General features: G+C 38.3%; 11 protein-coding genes and 1 pseudogene. 2 read left to right on the forward strand and 10 right to left on the reverse strand.

Going from position 1 to position 16554, the window contains the following annotated elements; translation table 11 throughout:
• Window positions 1–64: 64 nt before the first annotated feature.
• The 6 genes and pseudogenes from A6E04_RS06645 to sbcD all read right to left on the reverse strand — a co-directional run bounded on the left by A6E04_RS06645 (window position 65) and on the right by sbcD (window position 9118).
• Window positions 65–1234, reverse strand: coding sequence for an amino acid permease (locus tag A6E04_RS06645; RefSeq protein ID WP_017020495.1), 1170 nt, complete (start codon window positions 1232–1234; stop codon window positions 65–67).
• Between the two features lie 82 nt (window positions 1235–1316).
• Entirely contained in the window at window positions 1317–2471 is a 1155-nt protein-coding gene (locus A6E04_RS06650) for an amino acid permease (RefSeq protein ID WP_017020496.1), read from the reverse strand.
• 529 nt (window positions 2472–3000) lie between these two features.
• Window positions 3001–3177, reverse strand: a pseudogene (locus A6E04_RS06655) (MATE family efflux transporter); the annotation flags it as partial.
• Window positions 3178–3654: 477 nt separating this feature from the next.
• On the reverse strand, window positions 3655–4140 hold the full coding sequence (locus A6E04_RS06660) for an acyl-CoA thioesterase (protein WP_012550040.1): 486 nt from the start codon (window positions 4138–4140) through the stop codon (window positions 3655–3657).
• A gap of 56 nt (window positions 4141–4196) precedes the next feature.
• A complete protein-coding gene (locus A6E04_RS06665; RefSeq protein WP_065610602.1) occupies window positions 4197–7877 on the reverse strand; it encodes an AAA family ATPase in 3681 nt (1226 codons plus the stop codon).
• On the reverse strand, window positions 7874–9118 hold the full coding sequence (gene sbcD, locus A6E04_RS06670; protein WP_065610604.1) for an exonuclease subunit SbcD: 1245 nt from the start codon (window positions 9116–9118) through the stop codon (window positions 7874–7876). The genes A6E04_RS06665 and sbcD overlap by 4 nt, the downstream gene beginning before the upstream one ends.
• Before the next feature lie 231 nt (window positions 9119–9349).
• Here sbcD and A6E04_RS06675 point away from each other — a divergent pair, with 231 nt between their 5' ends.
• Window positions 9350–10327 carry an endonuclease/exonuclease/phosphatase family protein gene (locus A6E04_RS06675; RefSeq protein WP_096325302.1) on the forward strand — a complete coding sequence of 326 codons (978 nt, stop codon included), beginning with the start codon at window positions 9350–9352 and terminating at the stop codon, window positions 10325–10327.
• Between the two features lie 54 nt (window positions 10328–10381).
• Here the strand turns inward: A6E04_RS06675 and queD are convergent, their stop codons facing one another.
• Entirely contained in the window at window positions 10382–10744 is a 363-nt protein-coding gene (queD, locus tag A6E04_RS06680) for a 6-carboxytetrahydropterin synthase QueD (protein ID WP_012550036.1), read from the reverse strand.
• 256 nt (window positions 10745–11000) lie between these two features.
• Here queD and asnS point away from each other — a divergent pair, with 256 nt between their 5' ends.
• Entirely contained in the window at window positions 11001–12401 is a 1401-nt protein-coding gene (asnS, locus tag A6E04_RS06685) for an asparagine--tRNA ligase (RefSeq protein ID WP_012550035.1), read from the forward strand.
• A 122-nt stretch (window positions 12402–12523) separates the two neighbouring features.
• On the opposite strand, the gene mepK is transcribed toward asnS, so the two are convergent.
• The 3 genes from mepK to A6E04_RS06700 form a co-directional block, all read right to left on the reverse strand.
• A complete protein-coding gene (gene mepK / locus A6E04_RS06690) occupies window positions 12524–13075 on the reverse strand; it encodes a peptidoglycan L,D-endopeptidase MepK (RefSeq protein ID WP_017020501.1) in 552 nt (183 codons plus the stop codon).
• 165 nt (window positions 13076–13240) lie between these two features.
• Window positions 13241–14779 carry a L,D-transpeptidase family protein gene (locus A6E04_RS06695; RefSeq protein ID WP_017020502.1) on the reverse strand — a complete coding sequence of 513 codons (1539 nt, stop codon included), beginning with the start codon at window positions 14777–14779 and terminating at the stop codon, window positions 13241–13243.
• A gap of 202 nt (window positions 14780–14981) precedes the next feature.
• Complete coding sequence (locus tag A6E04_RS06700; RefSeq protein WP_023603126.1) at window positions 14982–16391, reverse strand: amidohydrolase; 1410 nt, start codon at window positions 16389–16391, stop codon at window positions 14982–14984.
• Window positions 16392–16554 lie beyond the last annotated feature (163 nt).

Raw genomic sequence — 16554 nt, forward strand, 5'->3', positions numbered from 1 at the left:
ATCATGACCCTCAAAGAAAACACATTAAGTACTACGTTAACTGTATCAGGTCAGATCATTTCTGCTATAAAATTTGGCTAATTAATAAAAATAAACCAAAAAGAAGCGTTAAAACTAATGCTGGTTTGCCACCTTCAGCTTGATAAGTATGGCAGTCTAACTCGGTATTTCCTGCGGCTTTCTTTCTTACCGTAACCACCATGGCTAATGGGATAAACACAGCAAGGAAAACTAAAATAACACCAGCGTATCCCAATACAGATAAGAATTGATCAGCGGCAAGGCTTGCGCCCAACAATGGTAAGATAAAAGTACACACGTATGTAACTACTTTATTGTGTGAAATCATATCTTTATTCTGATTGTACAACGCCATCGCCACGCCTAAAAATGAAGTCAACAAGGCTAATGATGTAAATACTGACAATATAAATTCGATGTATTCACTTTTAGAACTGAAAGTTTGAATTAAATCAGAAATATTTGAGAAGTGTGTAATTTCTTCTGCATTGAGATTTCCAACAACAGCATATAGCCAGACAAGGTAACAGATAAGTGGGATCACCGATCCTAAGATAACCATGTTTCTAAGTTGTTTACTGGTTGCTTCTTTATTATAAGCGACTAAAGATGGGATCACTGGCATAGAAGCAAAACTAGTAAATAAAATCGTACTGGTATCAAATAACATCCCTTTATCGGTATTCGTTACTTGCATCAAGTTGTCTGTCGAGATTCCTGGAACCAATATGATCAACGTAATAAAGAGCATAGAAACCATAAATAGGAACAACACACGATTTAACTTATCGATAATTTGAGTTCCACAGACAACAAAAGCACTCGCAATTAATGTAAAACCAATCTGAGAAGCTTCAATGCTCATCTCAATGTTCGCCATTGAAAATATGCGTTTAATTAGATCGGCAGCTCCTAAAATGTAGGCAATAAGCATACAAATCAACAACAAATAAAATAAGCTGTTAGTGACTATTTGCCCCCCTTTACCCATCGTTTTATTTGCAACGGTATTGATGCCGAACGCTAATTCAGTTTTTGAACACGCTTCTGTGAGCAGTAAAGCGGAATAGGTAGTACCGGCACAAATAACAAGCATTAATAAGGTGCTATAAAAAAGACCAAATTGCGCTAAAACCATAGGAATAGCTAACATTCCAGCACCAAGAGCAGTTCCTGAAAGGATTAATGCACTACCAAATAATTTAAAATTCATTGTGTATTCTTAATATATAAAATGGAAAAACAGTCACAGTATAAATGAATGCCCTAATACCATGATTAGGGCATTAAAAGAGTTATAACACTTGAGAAACGAGTAAGAAGCTACCGAATGCAAAAGAGAATGCAAGCATTGCTACTCCACCTTCAGCTTTATATCCCTGTTCGTTCGTTGCTTTCTGTCTTAATTTAACAACCATCGCTAACGGTACAAAGACAGCAAGGAACACAAGGATGATCCCTGCATAACTTAATACGGCTAAGAACTTATCTGCCGCTAAAATGGCACCCGCTAATGGGAAAATAAAACTAATCACATAAGTGATCACTTTATTTTGCTTGAAAGTATCTTGGTTTTGAGTAAACAAAGCCATTGCCACCCCTAAGAATGACGTTAATAAAGCAAGACCAGTAAAGCTCGACAATACAACATTAATGAAAGCATGTTCTGCACTGAAAACCGAAATCAATTCAGAGACATTAGAAAACTCCACTAATTGCTTAGGAGTTAAATTACCAACAACCGCATATAACCAAACTAAGTAACACACAAGCGGAATAAGAGAGCCAACAATGACCATATTTCTCAATTGCTTATGCGTCGCTTCATGGTTATAAGAAACTAATGACGGGATCACAACCATAAAACCAAAACTGGTGAAGATAATTGAGCTGGTCTTAATAAGATCGGGCATATTAGAATTAGACACTTGCACCATGTTTTCAGCAGAAATACCAGGCACTAAGAAAACTAACGTCAATAGCAGCATACCTAACATCACCGCAAATAAAACTCGGTTCAATTTATCAATAACCGCAGTACCTGAAGCAACAATCGCCCCCGCGATTAAAGTAAATGCAATTTGACTTTGAACAAGGCTCAAGTCCATCCCAATACTACGAACAAGTTTATTGAGTAAATCACCTGCACCTAAGATGTACGCCATTAATAAGCAAATCAGTAATGCATACAGCAAACCATTCGTTACAACTTGCCCACCTTTACCTAAGGTTTTACGCGCAATCGTGTTCATTCCTAACCCACCGCCGGCATTAATACTTGCTTCAAGTAATAATAGTGCCGCATAGGTTGTACCGATACAGATAAACAGCATTAACGCTGTTCCCCACAAGAGCCCAAATTGAGCCAGTACCATAGGTATAGCAAGCATGCCTGCGCCTAGCGCAGTACCTGAAATAATAAGCGAGCTGCCGATTAATTTTAAATTCATTGTGTTTATTTCCTATATTTAATTCGAGTAAATTTATTTTATTTTTTATAAATTCAACGCATACAAAACAGCACCTTTACCAGGTGACAGCGTTAAAATTAAGCTTATTGATTACGAATAAAAACGAGGAAATCGAAAATACGAGAGAAGGAGAAAAGCGAGACGTTGAGACGAGAAAAAACGCGAAGACAAAACAACCGTGGATTTGATACGAGTTAAATGTGGTGAACCTTCTGTTGGCTCCAATAAAGGGCCTGTCGTTGCTTGAAATATCATGTGTACATCCTAATTAGTCACATTCCATTAAAATAATCCGTATAGTAATTCCTTTACTAATCGGAGCCACTTATTTAGCAGCTCACTCCATTTTATATAACAAGTCCCCTATTGCAACCCTTAACACGATTACTTTTACAGCAGTTAGTTCACCTCAACTAAATTATTTATCCATTTCTTACTTTTCAAACGGTATAAACAAGCAAACCACTGAGTCAGCACATCTTGATACAAGCAGAATTTCACATCAAAACGCCAACAACACCTCTTCAGAGAGTTGACCAAGCATAAAAACATCAATCAGGCTTTTACTCGATAAAAGGATACTTTGTAATGTGATAGGAAGAGCAATAATAATAAGTCGATAAAAGAAGTCACCCCTTGAATGAACCATGACTTGACGGAAAAATGATGCACTTTGACTCTTCATAACCAGAGATCACTAACTAATTTCAACAATAGAATTAAGTATACCGTAAGTTATTTTTCGTCTAATAAATAGTGAAGAAAACAGTTAAGCAGATTGCAATTATTAATAGACTGACATTGTCATTACTTTTCATGCGGTCTTTTGACGAAAAAATGACAACGTTATATTTATGCTAAAAAGGTATTTAAAAACGAGAGGATAAACAATAAGAAAGAGGAAACTGAAGAGAAGAAAAAGAAAAGCCACACGTCTCAGAATGTGGCTAGTTTGTAACTGTACGGGGTCATAACCGGACAAACACACTATCTAATATCACGAGATTAAATTCAACACTTCAATGCTCAATTAATCAAAATGATGTGTAAATTTTGAAGTAGATCTACACTTTTAATAAATAACGTTCACTTATTAATCAGAACATTAGAAGTATTCTCTCGGTGAATCACATCATTTAAAATGAATCACAAAGAAATTAGCTTACTTCAAATATTTTACATGTGCTTCCATCTCTTCACCAATCTGCTTTCTCATATTCATTAATGTAATTGCAGATTCACGTAATTTAATGTCTTCTTCTGTTTGTGGTACCCATTCAGTGACTTCAGTTGGTTTTCCATGTTCATCAACCGCAACCATAATCACAATACAATGAGTCGTCAGTCTATTTTCTAGTTCTTTCGGATCACTCGCTTGAACATCAATCGCAATATGCATTGATGACTTTCCGGTATAAATCACCTTACCCGTCACTTCAACAAGATTACCCACATGAATGGGTTGAACAAATCGAATTCCCCCAGCGTAAGCGGTAATGCAATATTTACCACTCCACCCGGCAGAACACGCATAGGCCGCTAAATCGACCCATTTCATTACGGCACCACCGTGAACTTTACCGCCAAAATTCACATCACTAGGTTCAGCAAGAAAACGTAAGGTTACTTCGCGTTTGTTCTTTCCCATTATTACTTCCTTTTAATCTGTATTATCATTTTTATTATGATGTTATGAGTAACAAGTTAACTGACTTTTTTATACTGTTTTTCTAGTTCACTCACGCCTAATCCACTGCGTTTGGTGACTTTTATTTGAACGGGTATGCGCTCTTTCATCGCCTCAATATGGCTGATCACCCCTATCATTTTCCCTGATGCATTTAGGTTATCTAGCGCATCAAGCGCCATATCTAACGTTTCACTGTCCAGAGTACCAAAACCTTCATCTAAGAACAGTGAATCGATACTTGTTTTATGGCTCACTAAATCAGAAAGTGCAAGTGCCAACGCCAAACTTACAAGGAAGCTCTCACCCCCCGACAAGGTTTTGGTATCACGAACCACATCCCCTTGCCATGTATCGAGTACTTGTAATTCGAGGCCATCACTGGCTTTGCGTTTTAATTCATAACGTCCGTGCAATCGAGTCAGTTGCTTATTTGCTAAATACACTAAATTTTCTAGTGTTAACCCTTGCGCAAACTTACGGAATTTATCCCCTTTCTGTGAACCAATTAATGAGTGTAAATATTGAATATCATCGTACTCAAATTGATACGATTCAATCTCATCAAACAAGCTTTTTTGATTCAGTTTACGTTCACCGTCTGAGCGTAGCGCTTGGGCGATTTCACCTTCGCGCTTCACTAATGTTTCAGATTGAAATTTCACTTGGGCTAATTCAGTCTCAACGGTTTCTTTTGGCATTAATTGCCACTCAGCGGCTTTGGGCTCTTGGTAATGTTGTTCTTTGGTTTGCTGTGCACTCTCTAGTAGAGCAATAGTTCGCTCAATCGCTTGTTGTATTTCAGTTTTTAAGCTTAATAGTTGTTGGCGATCTTCTTCTGAAATCAATGCAGCCTGAAACAGCTCAAGTGTTTCAAATGGACTGTGCGATAGTGCTTCCTTCCATACATCAGAACGCTCTACCGATAGCTTTTTACTGCTTACATGATTCTCTTTAAGGTTATTTAGTTTGCCATCTAAAGCCGCAAGCTCTTGTACTATAACGTGCAATTTCTGCTGTTCAACATCATAAGTTTGTTCTGAGGCATTCAACTTATCTGTCATTACAAAGCGTGCTGTTTTGATCTCTTGGGTACCAAATAGCTCAATACGTTTTGCTTGTTGCTTTGCTAACTCTGTAGTTAATACTGATATTTCAGTTTGAAATTGTTGTTGTTGGACATTAAATTCAACCAATTGCTCGGTTAAATGAGCATGATCACTTTGCACATTTTGCTGCTGTTGAATTAGCATTTGTTGCTGTTGAATTTTGTGCTGAATTTGTTGTAAGTCTTGCTCTTTTTGTACAAACCACGATTCTATTTGAGTCAACTCTGGTGCATTAAATCCTGCGTGCTCTATTTCTGTAATTAACTGCTGTTTAAGTTCCGTTTGACGTAATTGCAACTGTTCTAATTTTTGATTGTCATCTTGTCGCTGTTGAAGCGCTGCTTGATGTGATTTTCGGTCAAAGTTTAACGCGGTAGTAACAGTTTCAAGGCGATGCTGAACTTGTTGTAATTGGTTTTGTTGTACTCGAACCTTATCATCCGCTTGGCGTAATTGCTTTGCTTGCTCATTCAGCGCAGATAAAGAGGCTTCAGACTCACTAATGAATTGATTAATCGAATCAGTATCACCCAAAGGTAGAGTGAGTTGCGTTGTATTTAGTAACGTAGCCCACTGCTTTTGCGTGGCTTCAACCGTTTGTTGCCACTGCACTAATTGAGATTGGCAATGATCTTGTTTTACTTTGAGCGAATCTAATTGTTCGCGTACTGATTTACCTTGTTCGATAATCTCTACACGTTTCTGATCGGCTTCTTTTTTACGTTGTATTGTCGCACTCAAATCAAGCAATTTAGTTTGCTCTAATAGTGGATGATGCGTTGATCCACACAACGGACAATCTTGATCTTTTACTAATTCCGCTCGATATTTTGCAAGCTCGCCTTCTTGCTCAATTAAGGTGGTTAAATCGATAACTTGCTGCTCTTGTTGCTTAAACTGAGTCGCTAGTTCAGTACGCTGCACATCCAATTTTTCAATGTCATTAGCTTGTGTTTTCTGCACAGCGGCAAGCATTTGCTGCTCTTTTGTCGCACGTAAATACTCATTATTGGTATGAGTTAATTCAACACGATATTGATAACGAATCATTAGCGTGTTTATCTGCTCTGTCAGTTGTGCTTCTGACCCTTTATCTTGCCATTGTTGTAATGCAAGCTCTGCACACTTCGTCGTTTCCACTTCGTTATTAACAATAATTTGAGCTTGATTTAATTCTGCTTCTTTTTTATTTATACCATCAAGCAGAGTCTCTAGCGCTGCATTCGCTGAACCCAATTGACTATTTAAAGAGGAAATATCTTTATCTTGTTGTAAAATATGGCTAACTTGGCTCTTCCATTGACCTAAATAACGTTCAAGCTGCAGATCAGCTTTGTGTTCTTCAACATAACTTGCTAATAAAGAAAGTTTCTCTTTTATGTCAGATAATGTTGTTGTTAGACCTTGTTGCTTTTTATTACCATCCTCAAGACGCGCAGTAAGGTTTACGATTTGGTGCTGCTTCTCTTGAGATTGTTGAGTCAGTTGAGCAATCGCAGTATCTAACGGTTGCACTGAATCATTAATCAATACTTCTAACGCTTTATTCTCAACCTTAATCGAATCAAACTCTTGTTTTAACTGCGTAACATGAGACTCAAGTGTTTTTTTATCACTGGTCTTTTGTTGGTGAGATTGCTCTGTCGTCTTTAATTCTTTAACCAACTCATCAAAGCGAGTTTGCGCTTCTTGCCATAATTGATACGGCGCACGCAGTTTTTCTGCCGGTTCGCTTTGCGCTAAACGGTGCAGTTGAACACTTGCTGATTTTTGCTTATCCAACGCGAGTTGATTATTTTCGCTCGCTTGCTGCCATTGTTGTTGATTTTTAGTATCAGAGATCCACCACTCTAAATGAGCTTGCCACTCTGCAACTTGAGCTTGCTGTTGCTTTTGATTGGTTTGTAATTCAGTTTGTTCGTCGATTAATGCTTGCTTATCTTCTTCAGAAAGTAACTCCACACCTTCAGCCTTGGCTTTAAGCTCTGCTAACTTCTGCTTTGACGCACTGTAATGCTCATGCACTTTTTCGGAGATCTGCCCGTAGATCTCTGTACCTGTTAGCTCTTCTAATAAACCGGCACGATCATTGGCATCAGCATTTAAAAACGCCGCAAACTGACCTTGAGAAAGCATCATCGATTTTGTAAAGCGAGAGAAATCTAACCCTGTGATTGAGTTAATCAGCTCATCTTTTTTCTTCACTTGAGTTGCTAGTACTTTTTCAGAATCAACTTCTGCAAGCTCAACCGTCGCCGCTTGTAAGTTTCCGTCTACCTTGCCACGAGAACGACGTTGGCTCCAAAACGCACGATACGCTTTGCCTTTTACTTCAAATTCCACTTCAGCAGAACACTCCGCTGTACCACGCGTCATGATTTCATTGCTTGAGGTTGAGATGCCACCAAGACGCGGAGTTTTATGATAAAGGGCTAAACAAATCGCATCTAAAATTGTCGTTTTACCTGCACCTGTTGGACCGGTAATCGCAAATAGTCCATTTTCAGCAAAGGTAGACGCTGAGAAGTCAATTTTCCACTCACCTTTTAATGAGTTCAAATTTGAAAAACTTAGGCTTAAAATTCTCATGCATCACCTTCTTGTGAATCCGTATCTTTATGTTCTACTTCTGACAAGATCTGTTTAAATTTCATTGTCATTCGCTCTGCGCGTTGCTGCTCTTTTTCGGTTTCAAACGTCTCTTGTTCTATGCGTTTAGTAAACACATCAAAAGGCGTTAACTCCGCTAGCGTTTCTGTTTTTTCTTGCGCCAATGTTTGTTCGTTTCGGTTTCTCGCTCGACGCAATTGCAACACTTCCACATTCAAATCTTGAGTTAATATTTGAATACGTTGCTGTAGATCGGACAAGTAATCTTGAACTTCTACTTCAATACACAGCCATGTGGTTTCTTCGCACTCTTTAAATTGCGCTAACTCTTGTTCAATCGTTTCTAAATCGCCTTTTAATGCTTTCATCGCCTGAAACATTGGCACATTGATTGGGGTGATTTGACTTACTTTATCTTTATTAAACTCAACCATCACCACTTGTTTTTGCGATTTCAATTCATCAAAGCTTAATGGAATTGGTGAGCCTGAATAACGAATGTGTTCAGATTTAGCCACAAGTTGAGGGCGGTGAATATGACCAAGCGCGATGTAATCAGCAGGCGGAAAACCATCGGCAGCAAAGCCATCCAATGTGCCAATGTAGATATCACGCACAGAATCGGATTGTTTAACACCTAATGCCGTCAAATGACCCGTTGCGATAATAGGCACATTAAGATCTAACTCAGATCTTAGTTCGACCGCTTTTTGATACAACTGGTGATAGTGTTGTTTAATCGCTTCGCCAAGCGCTTGCTGTTTCTCAACTCCAGTTGACCCTGCCACACTAGTGACAACGTCACGAGGGCGAATAAAAGGCACTGCACATAGAATGGCACCCACTGTGCCATTTGAATTAGGCAGCGTTAATAATTGAGTTGATAAATCATCATTAGTATTCGCAATTACTCGTGCGTTTAAATGTGCTAACAGTTGTTTCGATTCATTTAGCGTCGATACCGAATCATGGTTACCGCCAAGAACAATTAATTCGCAGTTTACTTTGTTCATCTCCACCACAAATTGATTGTACATTTCACGGGCATAACTTGGTGGCGCGCCCGTATCAAATACATCTCCGGCAATGATCACGGCATTAATGGCATTTTCTTGAACTTGCTCAAGTAACCAAGCAATGAATTTTTGATGTTCATTACGACGGCTTTTTGTAAAGAAATTTTGACCGAGATGCCAATCAGAAGTATGTAAAATACGCATAAATATCAACTTGTTTGATGGATAAGAAACACAATAGTTCTTTTATACCATTTGAAGCATTCTAGTGGCAGTATTAATGGCAAATTCCGTCCCTAATATTCAATAGACAAACATAACGAACTAATTTGCGTATACTTATCAATATTGTCTTCAGTATTCATCCTGATTAAACCTTTCTATGAGATCTTAAATTTGTTAACGATTGAGAGCATCACTTTTACGACAATCAATATGTTCAACTTTGTTGAGCCGCCCAATGCGTATTACGATTTTGAAAACATCCTTACCCAAGAAGAGTGGCAGAAGAAGCAAGGTTGGTTTAAAAATAAAATTACAGCATTAAACTCTGATGTCATTGGTTTTCAAGAAGTGTTTAGCCCTGAAGCCCTTGAAGCATTAGTTAACTCATTAGGCTATCCGTATTTTTGTACGGTAGACACCCCAAAATCAGAAGATGGCTATGTATTCCATTCACCTGTTGTGGCGTTTGCTTCTCGCTACCCAATTGTGAGTTCTCAGCCTGTTATTGCGGAACCGACGCAATTGGCTAGATTTGGAATTGACTTCGAATTTAACCGCGTTCCTGTTCACGCCAGTATTGAATTGCCTCATCTTGGGATCACCGATTGCTACGTGGTGCACTTTAAATCTCAACGACCTAAAGATCCGATAGAGATAGATGGTATTAATGAACCAGAGGCGACCCCGCTTACTCAACTGCATGATGAGCAATTAGGTTCATGGCTTTCGTCTGCTCAACGTGGGTTGGAAGCAAATACCCTTCATCAGTACATTACGACTCAAAGAAAGAAATCGTCTCAACCCGTTGTGTTAATGGGCGATTTTAATAAACCTTTATTCCATAATGAATTTATCGGCTTACTCTCTCATCAACTAAGATACGATAAATTTAGTACTGATTATCTCACCACCTTTCAGTTAAAAGACAGCTGGGATATATACAGCCAGTTAAAGGGAACGGATTTATTAGAAGAACGCGTCAGTACTCATTATTATGGCGCGAAAGGTTCAGTATTGGACTACATTCTATTATCGAATGAGTTTGATAGCTCTTACTCTGGCAGTTTGTTAGAAGTCACTGAGTATCGTGTTGTCGACCTGCATATAGTGAACCCTAAATTCGACATCGACCAATTCAGTACCGATCATGCTTTGGTTTCTATTACTGCCCGTATTCGACAGGCATAAAAAAGGCGTCTAATAATAGACGCCTTCTAATTACTGGCTTAAAACCACATTCGATTACTGACCGCGGTAAGTACAACCCGCCGTACAGGTTTCTTTAATCTCAATCTTGCTTAATAAAGGCAAGCTTGGTTTTACTTCATTCCAAATCCATTTTGCCAAAACTTCACTTGTTGGGTTTTCTAACCCTTTAATATCGTTTAGATAGTAGTGATCAAGACGGTCATACGTTGGTTTGAATGCCGCTTTGATTTCTGAAAAGTCGATCACCCAACCGGTGTGTTGATCAACTTCACCTTCAACGTACAAGCGAACTAAAAAAGAGTGACCATGAAGGCGACCACATTTATGACCTTCTGGGACATGTGGTAAATGGTGTGCTGCTTCAAACATGAAGTCTTTATATAGTTCAGTTGTCATTAGTTAAAATCTCTATTACCTATATTATGAAGAGAGGGATATTACTCTACTTCACTATTAAGGAACAAGTAAGTTCCCAACAAGTCGTTATTATTGATGTTTTTTTCGCCTTTTTTATCGTAAAAATTGATTCTTATACTGAATTTTTACCTTTATAGAGTAACAACACTTGAAGCTATTAATAAGAAAGGTAATATGTCTTCTTGAAATAAAAAATATTCGTGCATGTAGCACAACAATGGAGAATGTAATTAACATGACTTACGCGCCTGTAACAGACGTATTAAGCGGCAAACTAGCGGTTGACAGTGAAGTAACTGTTCGCGGTTGGATCCGTTCGCGTCGCGATTCTAAAGCGGGAATTTCATTCCTAGCTATTTATGACGGTTCTTGTTTCGATCCGATTCAGGCCGTGGTTCCTAATGACTTAAATAATTACAATGAAGAAGTCCTAAAACTAACAACAGGTTGTTCTGTTGAAGTTACGGGGACTATCGTTGCATCTCCTGCTAAAGGTCAAGATTTCGAACTTGCTGCAACAGCAGTAAAAGTCGTTGGTTTAGTTGAAGACCCAGATACATACCCAATGGCGAAAACTCGTCACTCTATTGAGTATTTACGAGAAGTTGCTCACCTTCGCCCACGTACTAACGTGATTGGCGCGGTTGCACGTGTTCGTAACTGTTTGTCTCAAGCGATTCACCGTTTTTACCACGAGCAAGGTTACTTATGGATGTCTGCACCACTAATCACATCATCTGATGCTGAAGGTGCTGGTGAGATGTTCCGCGTTTCTACATTAGATCACGCGAACGTGCCTCTTGATGACAAAGGCAATGTTGATTATGACAAAGACTTCTTTGGTAAAGAAACATTCCTTACAGTATCTGGTCAATTAAATGCAGAAACTTACGCTTGTGCATTAAGCAAAGTGTACACATTTGGCCCGACTTTCCGTGCTGAAAACTCACACACAAGCCGCCACCTAGCTGAATTCTGGATGGTTGAACCTGAAGTTGCTTTTGCTGATCTAGATGATGTAGCAAAACTGGCTGAAGACATGCTTAAGTATGTATTCGAAGCGGTTCTTGCTGAGCGTCGTGATGATCTTGAATTCTTTGCATCTCGCATTGATAAAGAAGCAATCACTCGTCTAGAGCAATTTGTAAGTTCTGATTTTGCACAAGTAGATTACACTGACGCTATCCAAATCCTTATCGACTCTGGTAAGAAATTTGAATTCGACGTTGAGTGGGGCATCGATATGTCTTCTGAGCATGAGCGTTTCCTTGCTGAAGAACATTTCAAAGCACCTGTTATCGTTAAAAACTACCCGAAAGACATCAAAGCATTCTACATGCGTCAAAATGACGATGGTAAGACAGTTGCTGCGATGGATGTTCTTGCACCAGGCATTGGTGAGATCATCGGTGGTTCTCAACGTGAAGAGCGTTTAGACGTTCTTGATGCACGTATGATTGAAATGGGTATCGACCCTGAACACATGACTTGGTACCGCGATTTACGTCGTTACGGTACTGTACCTCACGCTGGCTTCGGTCTTGGCTTTGAGCGTCTAGTGTCTTACGTTACTGGCATGGGCAACGTTCGTGACGTTATCCCGTTCCCACGTACTCCACGTTCAGCTAACTTCTAATTGGCTTTTTCTTATAGGGCACCAGCTCTGTAAAAATTCGTTCAATAGAAAGCAATGAATACAAAAATGGCGACCATAATGGTCGCCATTTTTTATGTTTGTTATTTTTAAATACCGAGGAATTACCAGAAACGAACTCGTCCCGTGTCGATATGAACAAAGTTACTGCCAGGATAATACCCTACTCCGCCCGCTTTTAATGATAAGGCTGCTTTTCTTACTTCGATTAATGGCACGTCTTCTAAACGAAAATCCATGGCTTTACCTAGCATATGCAAGCTTTTCTTCGCTACACCACCATGTGATTTACCACGCAACATTTCATTGGTTGCTGGTGAGCGATAACCAGAAATGATTTGCACTTGGGTATCACAACCAATTACTTTTTGAATAGCCGATAATTGATCAAATAAACCAGTATCCATATCTATCGTTTCATTTCGACGAAAATCACGACATAAATGATTTAATTTAAGTAACTCAGAATTTGAATATTGTTGTCCATTAAAATATTCGCTTTGCAGTTTCTCACCAGTATGTAAATTCTTAAACGCCAATTCTCTAGGAGATTCAGCAAACTGTGACGCAAAAGAAATCGATGGGAATAAACTTAAACCAGCAGTGGCAACGCCACCAAGAAGAATTTTACGGCGTAACGAATCAAATTCAGGCATGTAAAAACAACTCACTTATAGATAGATGAATCAATAACTGAGCGCAAAGATACACACTTACGTTAACTTGGTCAAATAATGAACAATGCTAATTTGGCTTATTACCCCATTCAATCATGCTTACTTATTGAGCAACAAGGTTTTTATTGTTATGTAAAAAGTAGGTCAATTTTTACTCTTACTCCATTCATCATATCGATATACGTCATTTCTAAATTGAATGGTGTCCGCTTCATCTACCCACGCTGTTTGATAAATGGTATATACCGCTATTTTTTGCGATAACCCTACCGTATTTGTTTTTGGTAATCGATGATAGCCTGCATAATCTTTCGCAGTAAAATGCGATTCTTTCATTAAAAGTTGTGCAAATTCTGACGCTTTCTCTACCCGTATACACCCTGAACTGTAAGCACGATGTTGTTTATTAAATAAAGATCGTGACGGAGTATCATGCAGATAGATAGCATTACGGTTTGGTGTATTAAATTTATAGCGACCTAATGCATTTGCGTTGCCCGACTTTTGTCTTAATTTATAAGGAAAGTTATCAACGGTCATTTCCTCCCATTCAATACTTTCAAAAGGAATCACCTCATCACTTAACCAAGATGGAAGCACTTCGTAATTATGCGTTAATAAATAGTCTTGATTCTCAAGGGCTTTTGGTAGGATATCCTCCTTCATTATCTTTGTTGGCACTTTCCAATTAGGGTTAAATACGATGGAGTCTAATCGAGTAGTAAAGAGCGGGGTTTTTCTTGCGGGCTTACCTACGATCACTTTACTTTTAAAAACAAGCTCACCTTTCGACCAATACCCCATTTCATAAGAAGGTATATTTACGAGAACAAATCGAGCGTTCTTATTTTCCCATAAACGTAAACGCTGAATATTTAATGCCATAATTCGTACACGTTCATTTGTACTCATATTTAGCCAATACAATGTCCTCTTACCGACAATACCATCTACGACTAAACCATGTCGTTTTTGAAATGATTTCACCACATTTACTAATTCATTATTATATTTATCCCCTTCTTGGTTCAAAAAATAGTGGGTTTGTTCTTCATTTAATTCCCCTGATATTTGCAATCTATATACAAGTGATTTATATGGAATGTCTTGATTCGGTTTCAATAATCGTGAGGAATATAGTTTTGGGGCTTCTTGATGATAAGGATCATAATAACGATATAGTCGTGTGTATAAATCTTGATATTGTTTCGATTGAGGTTTTAACTGACTCACTAACGCCGTTAATGTATCGTCTTCAAAATGTTGATTTACTTTTTCAGTAAGAAATAAAGACGGCTTTCCAAAATCATTATTTAATCGTCCACCAAATAGCCACCGAGTACCGTACTTTGGTATTAATGATTGATAAGTAAGCATATATAGTAACGTATCTGTTGCTAAAACATCGTATTCAAGCCCTTCTGTATTCTGTAAATTTTCGTATCTTTTAGCTAAAGAATTATTCACGTCAGCAAGAATAAGAAGTGCGAATTGATTCTCTATTTCTTTTCTATCCTCGGCACGATTCCATTTACGTTGAGAGTTTGGATATAAACGAGACACATCTGAAGCATAATACAGCGAACCTTGATGTTTTCTTATGTAAGTATCAGCGTCTTCTGTTTGAGCAGATAAGGGAAAATAACAAAAAAGAAGTGTAAAAAATACAATATATCGGCTCATTTATCACCCCTTAAATATTAAGTCCTCTTTATGAGAGTAGACTCAAGGTGATGAATAGCAAGTTTCACTCTTAATATAAAAGCATTAGATATAATACTTATAAATAAGAACTAAAGAGCACCCTTTTTATTTAAATTAGCGGGCATAAAAAAGAGAACTGCCGAAGCTAACTCTCTATTTTAATTGGATTATAGGTTAAATATTATTGAACAATTTCACCACTTTCAATAACCGTTTTACGCACAATTTTGGTAAAATCGAGCACTTCCTGCCTGATCTGCTCTTCATCAACCGTCAGCATTTCACGATCTTTCATCAATATTTTACCATCCACAATAGTATGACGAACGTTGCCTGAATTCGCAGAGTATACAAGCGCTGAATAAGGATTATACACAGGCATCATGTTCGGTGCTTTTGTATCAACAACAATGATATCCGCTAATTTTCCGACTTCGATAGAACCAATTTTATCTTCCATATGAAGCGCTTTCGCCGCGCCCATTGTCGCCATATCAATCACTTTGATTGGAGGCATTGCGGCACGATCTTTATTCACTAATTTGTGTACTTTAGCGACTTGGTTGAACTCATCAATAATACTTAGCGTATTGCCTGACATTGGCCCATCCGTTCCTAAACCAATACGAACACCTTCGTCATACATTTTAAGCGCAGGAGATACCCCTTTTGCTGATTTGATGTTTGCACTCATATTATGAGCAACACCCATGTCTGATTCTTTTACTAGTTCAATGTCTTTATCATCAATCAAAATCATATGCGCACCAATAAGGTTTTTATTAAGCGCTCCGATGCTGTGCATGTATTCTACTGGAGACAGTCCGTTCGCACGTTCTGCAATGACTTCTTCTTCACGATGAGATTCAGCTAGGTGGATCATTACCGGAACATCCAACTCTAACGATAATTTAGCAATTTTTTGTAGCGTTTCAGTTGTATTTGTATATGGAGCATGAGGGGCAAATGCTGGTGTGATACGAGGATGATCTTTATATTCTTCAATAAAGTTTAGTGCGTACTGAATACCCTCGTCTGCATTTGCTGCATCTGCAACTGGGAATTTAATGACGCTTTCACCTAGAATTGCACGCATACCGATCTTATCAACGGTTTTAGCTACTTCGTCTTCAAAATAGTACATATCAGCATAAGTGGTTACCCCACCCTTAACCATTTCTACATTACCTAAGTTAGCACCAATACGAACCATATCGCGTGACACTAACTTTTTCTCTAGAGGGAAGATATAGCGGTGTAAACGATCTGGAACGTCATCACCTAATGAACGAAAGACGGTCATAGAAGCGTGAGTATGTGTGTTAATTAACCCCGGTAAAACAATATCACCATCGACGTCTAATAGCGTTTTTGCGACATATTTAGAGGCAATGCTTTTATCGCCAACAGCAATAATTTTATTACCAGAAATAACAACAACACCATTCTCAAATATCTCTTTCGAATCGTTCATTGTTAGTAACGTTGCATCGGTAATCATCAAGTCAACTTGTTGCGCCGAACTTGCCGAAAACGAAAATAATGAGCTTGCAGCAATCGCAACAGCAAGCAGTGATTTTCTTAAATACATGAATAAACTCATCAATAGTAAAATATTGGCGTGAATGGTATACGCTATTATTTTTATATCAAGCATATTGTCAATAATATATATGGCACCCTTCACATTTCCCTTTCAAATGGTGACTCTATAGCAACAAAAACAAACCAAATAACGACAGCTGTCACATAAC

Origin of the sequence: Aliivibrio logei, assembly GCF_001691055.1 — a bacterium.
GTDB classification, from domain to species: Bacteria; Pseudomonadota; Gammaproteobacteria; order Enterobacterales; family Vibrionaceae; genus Aliivibrio; species Aliivibrio salmonicida.

Excerpts from the sequence above, each read along its gene's own strand:
- A6E04_RS06645 (WP_017020495.1), bottom strand. The coding sequence starts at position 1,234 with ATGAATTTTAAATTATTTGGTAGTGCATTAATCCTTTCAGGAACTGCT.
- A6E04_RS06650 (WP_017020496.1), bottom strand. The coding sequence starts at position 2,471 with ATGAATTTAAAATTAATCGGCAGCTCGCTTATTATTTCAGGTACTGCG.
- A6E04_RS06660 (WP_012550040.1), bottom strand. The coding sequence starts at position 4,140 with ATGGGAAAGAACAAACGCGAAGTAACCTTACGTTTTCTTGCTGAACCT.
- A6E04_RS06665 (WP_065610602.1), bottom strand. The coding sequence starts at position 7,877 with ATGAGAATTTTAAGCCTAAGTTTTTCAAATTTGAACTCATTAAAAGGT.
- sbcD (WP_065610604.1), bottom strand. The coding sequence starts at position 9,118 with ATGCGTATTTTACATACTTCTGATTGGCATCTCGGTCAAAATTTCTTT.
- A6E04_RS06675 (WP_096325302.1), top strand. The coding sequence starts at position 9,350 with ATGTTCAACTTTGTTGAGCCGCCCAATGCGTATTACGATTTTGAAAAC.
- queD (WP_012550036.1), bottom strand. The coding sequence starts at position 10,744 with ATGACAACTGAACTATATAAAGACTTCATGTTTGAAGCAGCACACCAT.
- asnS (WP_012550035.1), top strand. The coding sequence starts at position 11,001 with ATGACTTACGCGCCTGTAACAGACGTATTAAGCGGCAAACTAGCGGTT.
- mepK (WP_017020501.1), bottom strand. The coding sequence starts at position 13,075 with ATGCCTGAATTTGATTCGTTACGCCGTAAAATTCTTCTTGGTGGCGTT.
- A6E04_RS06695 (WP_017020502.1), bottom strand. The coding sequence starts at position 14,779 with ATGAGCCGATATATTGTATTTTTTACACTTCTTTTTTGTTATTTTCCC.
- A6E04_RS06700 (WP_023603126.1), bottom strand. The coding sequence starts at position 16,391 with ATGTATTTAAGAAAATCACTGCTTGCTGTTGCGATTGCTGCAAGCTCA.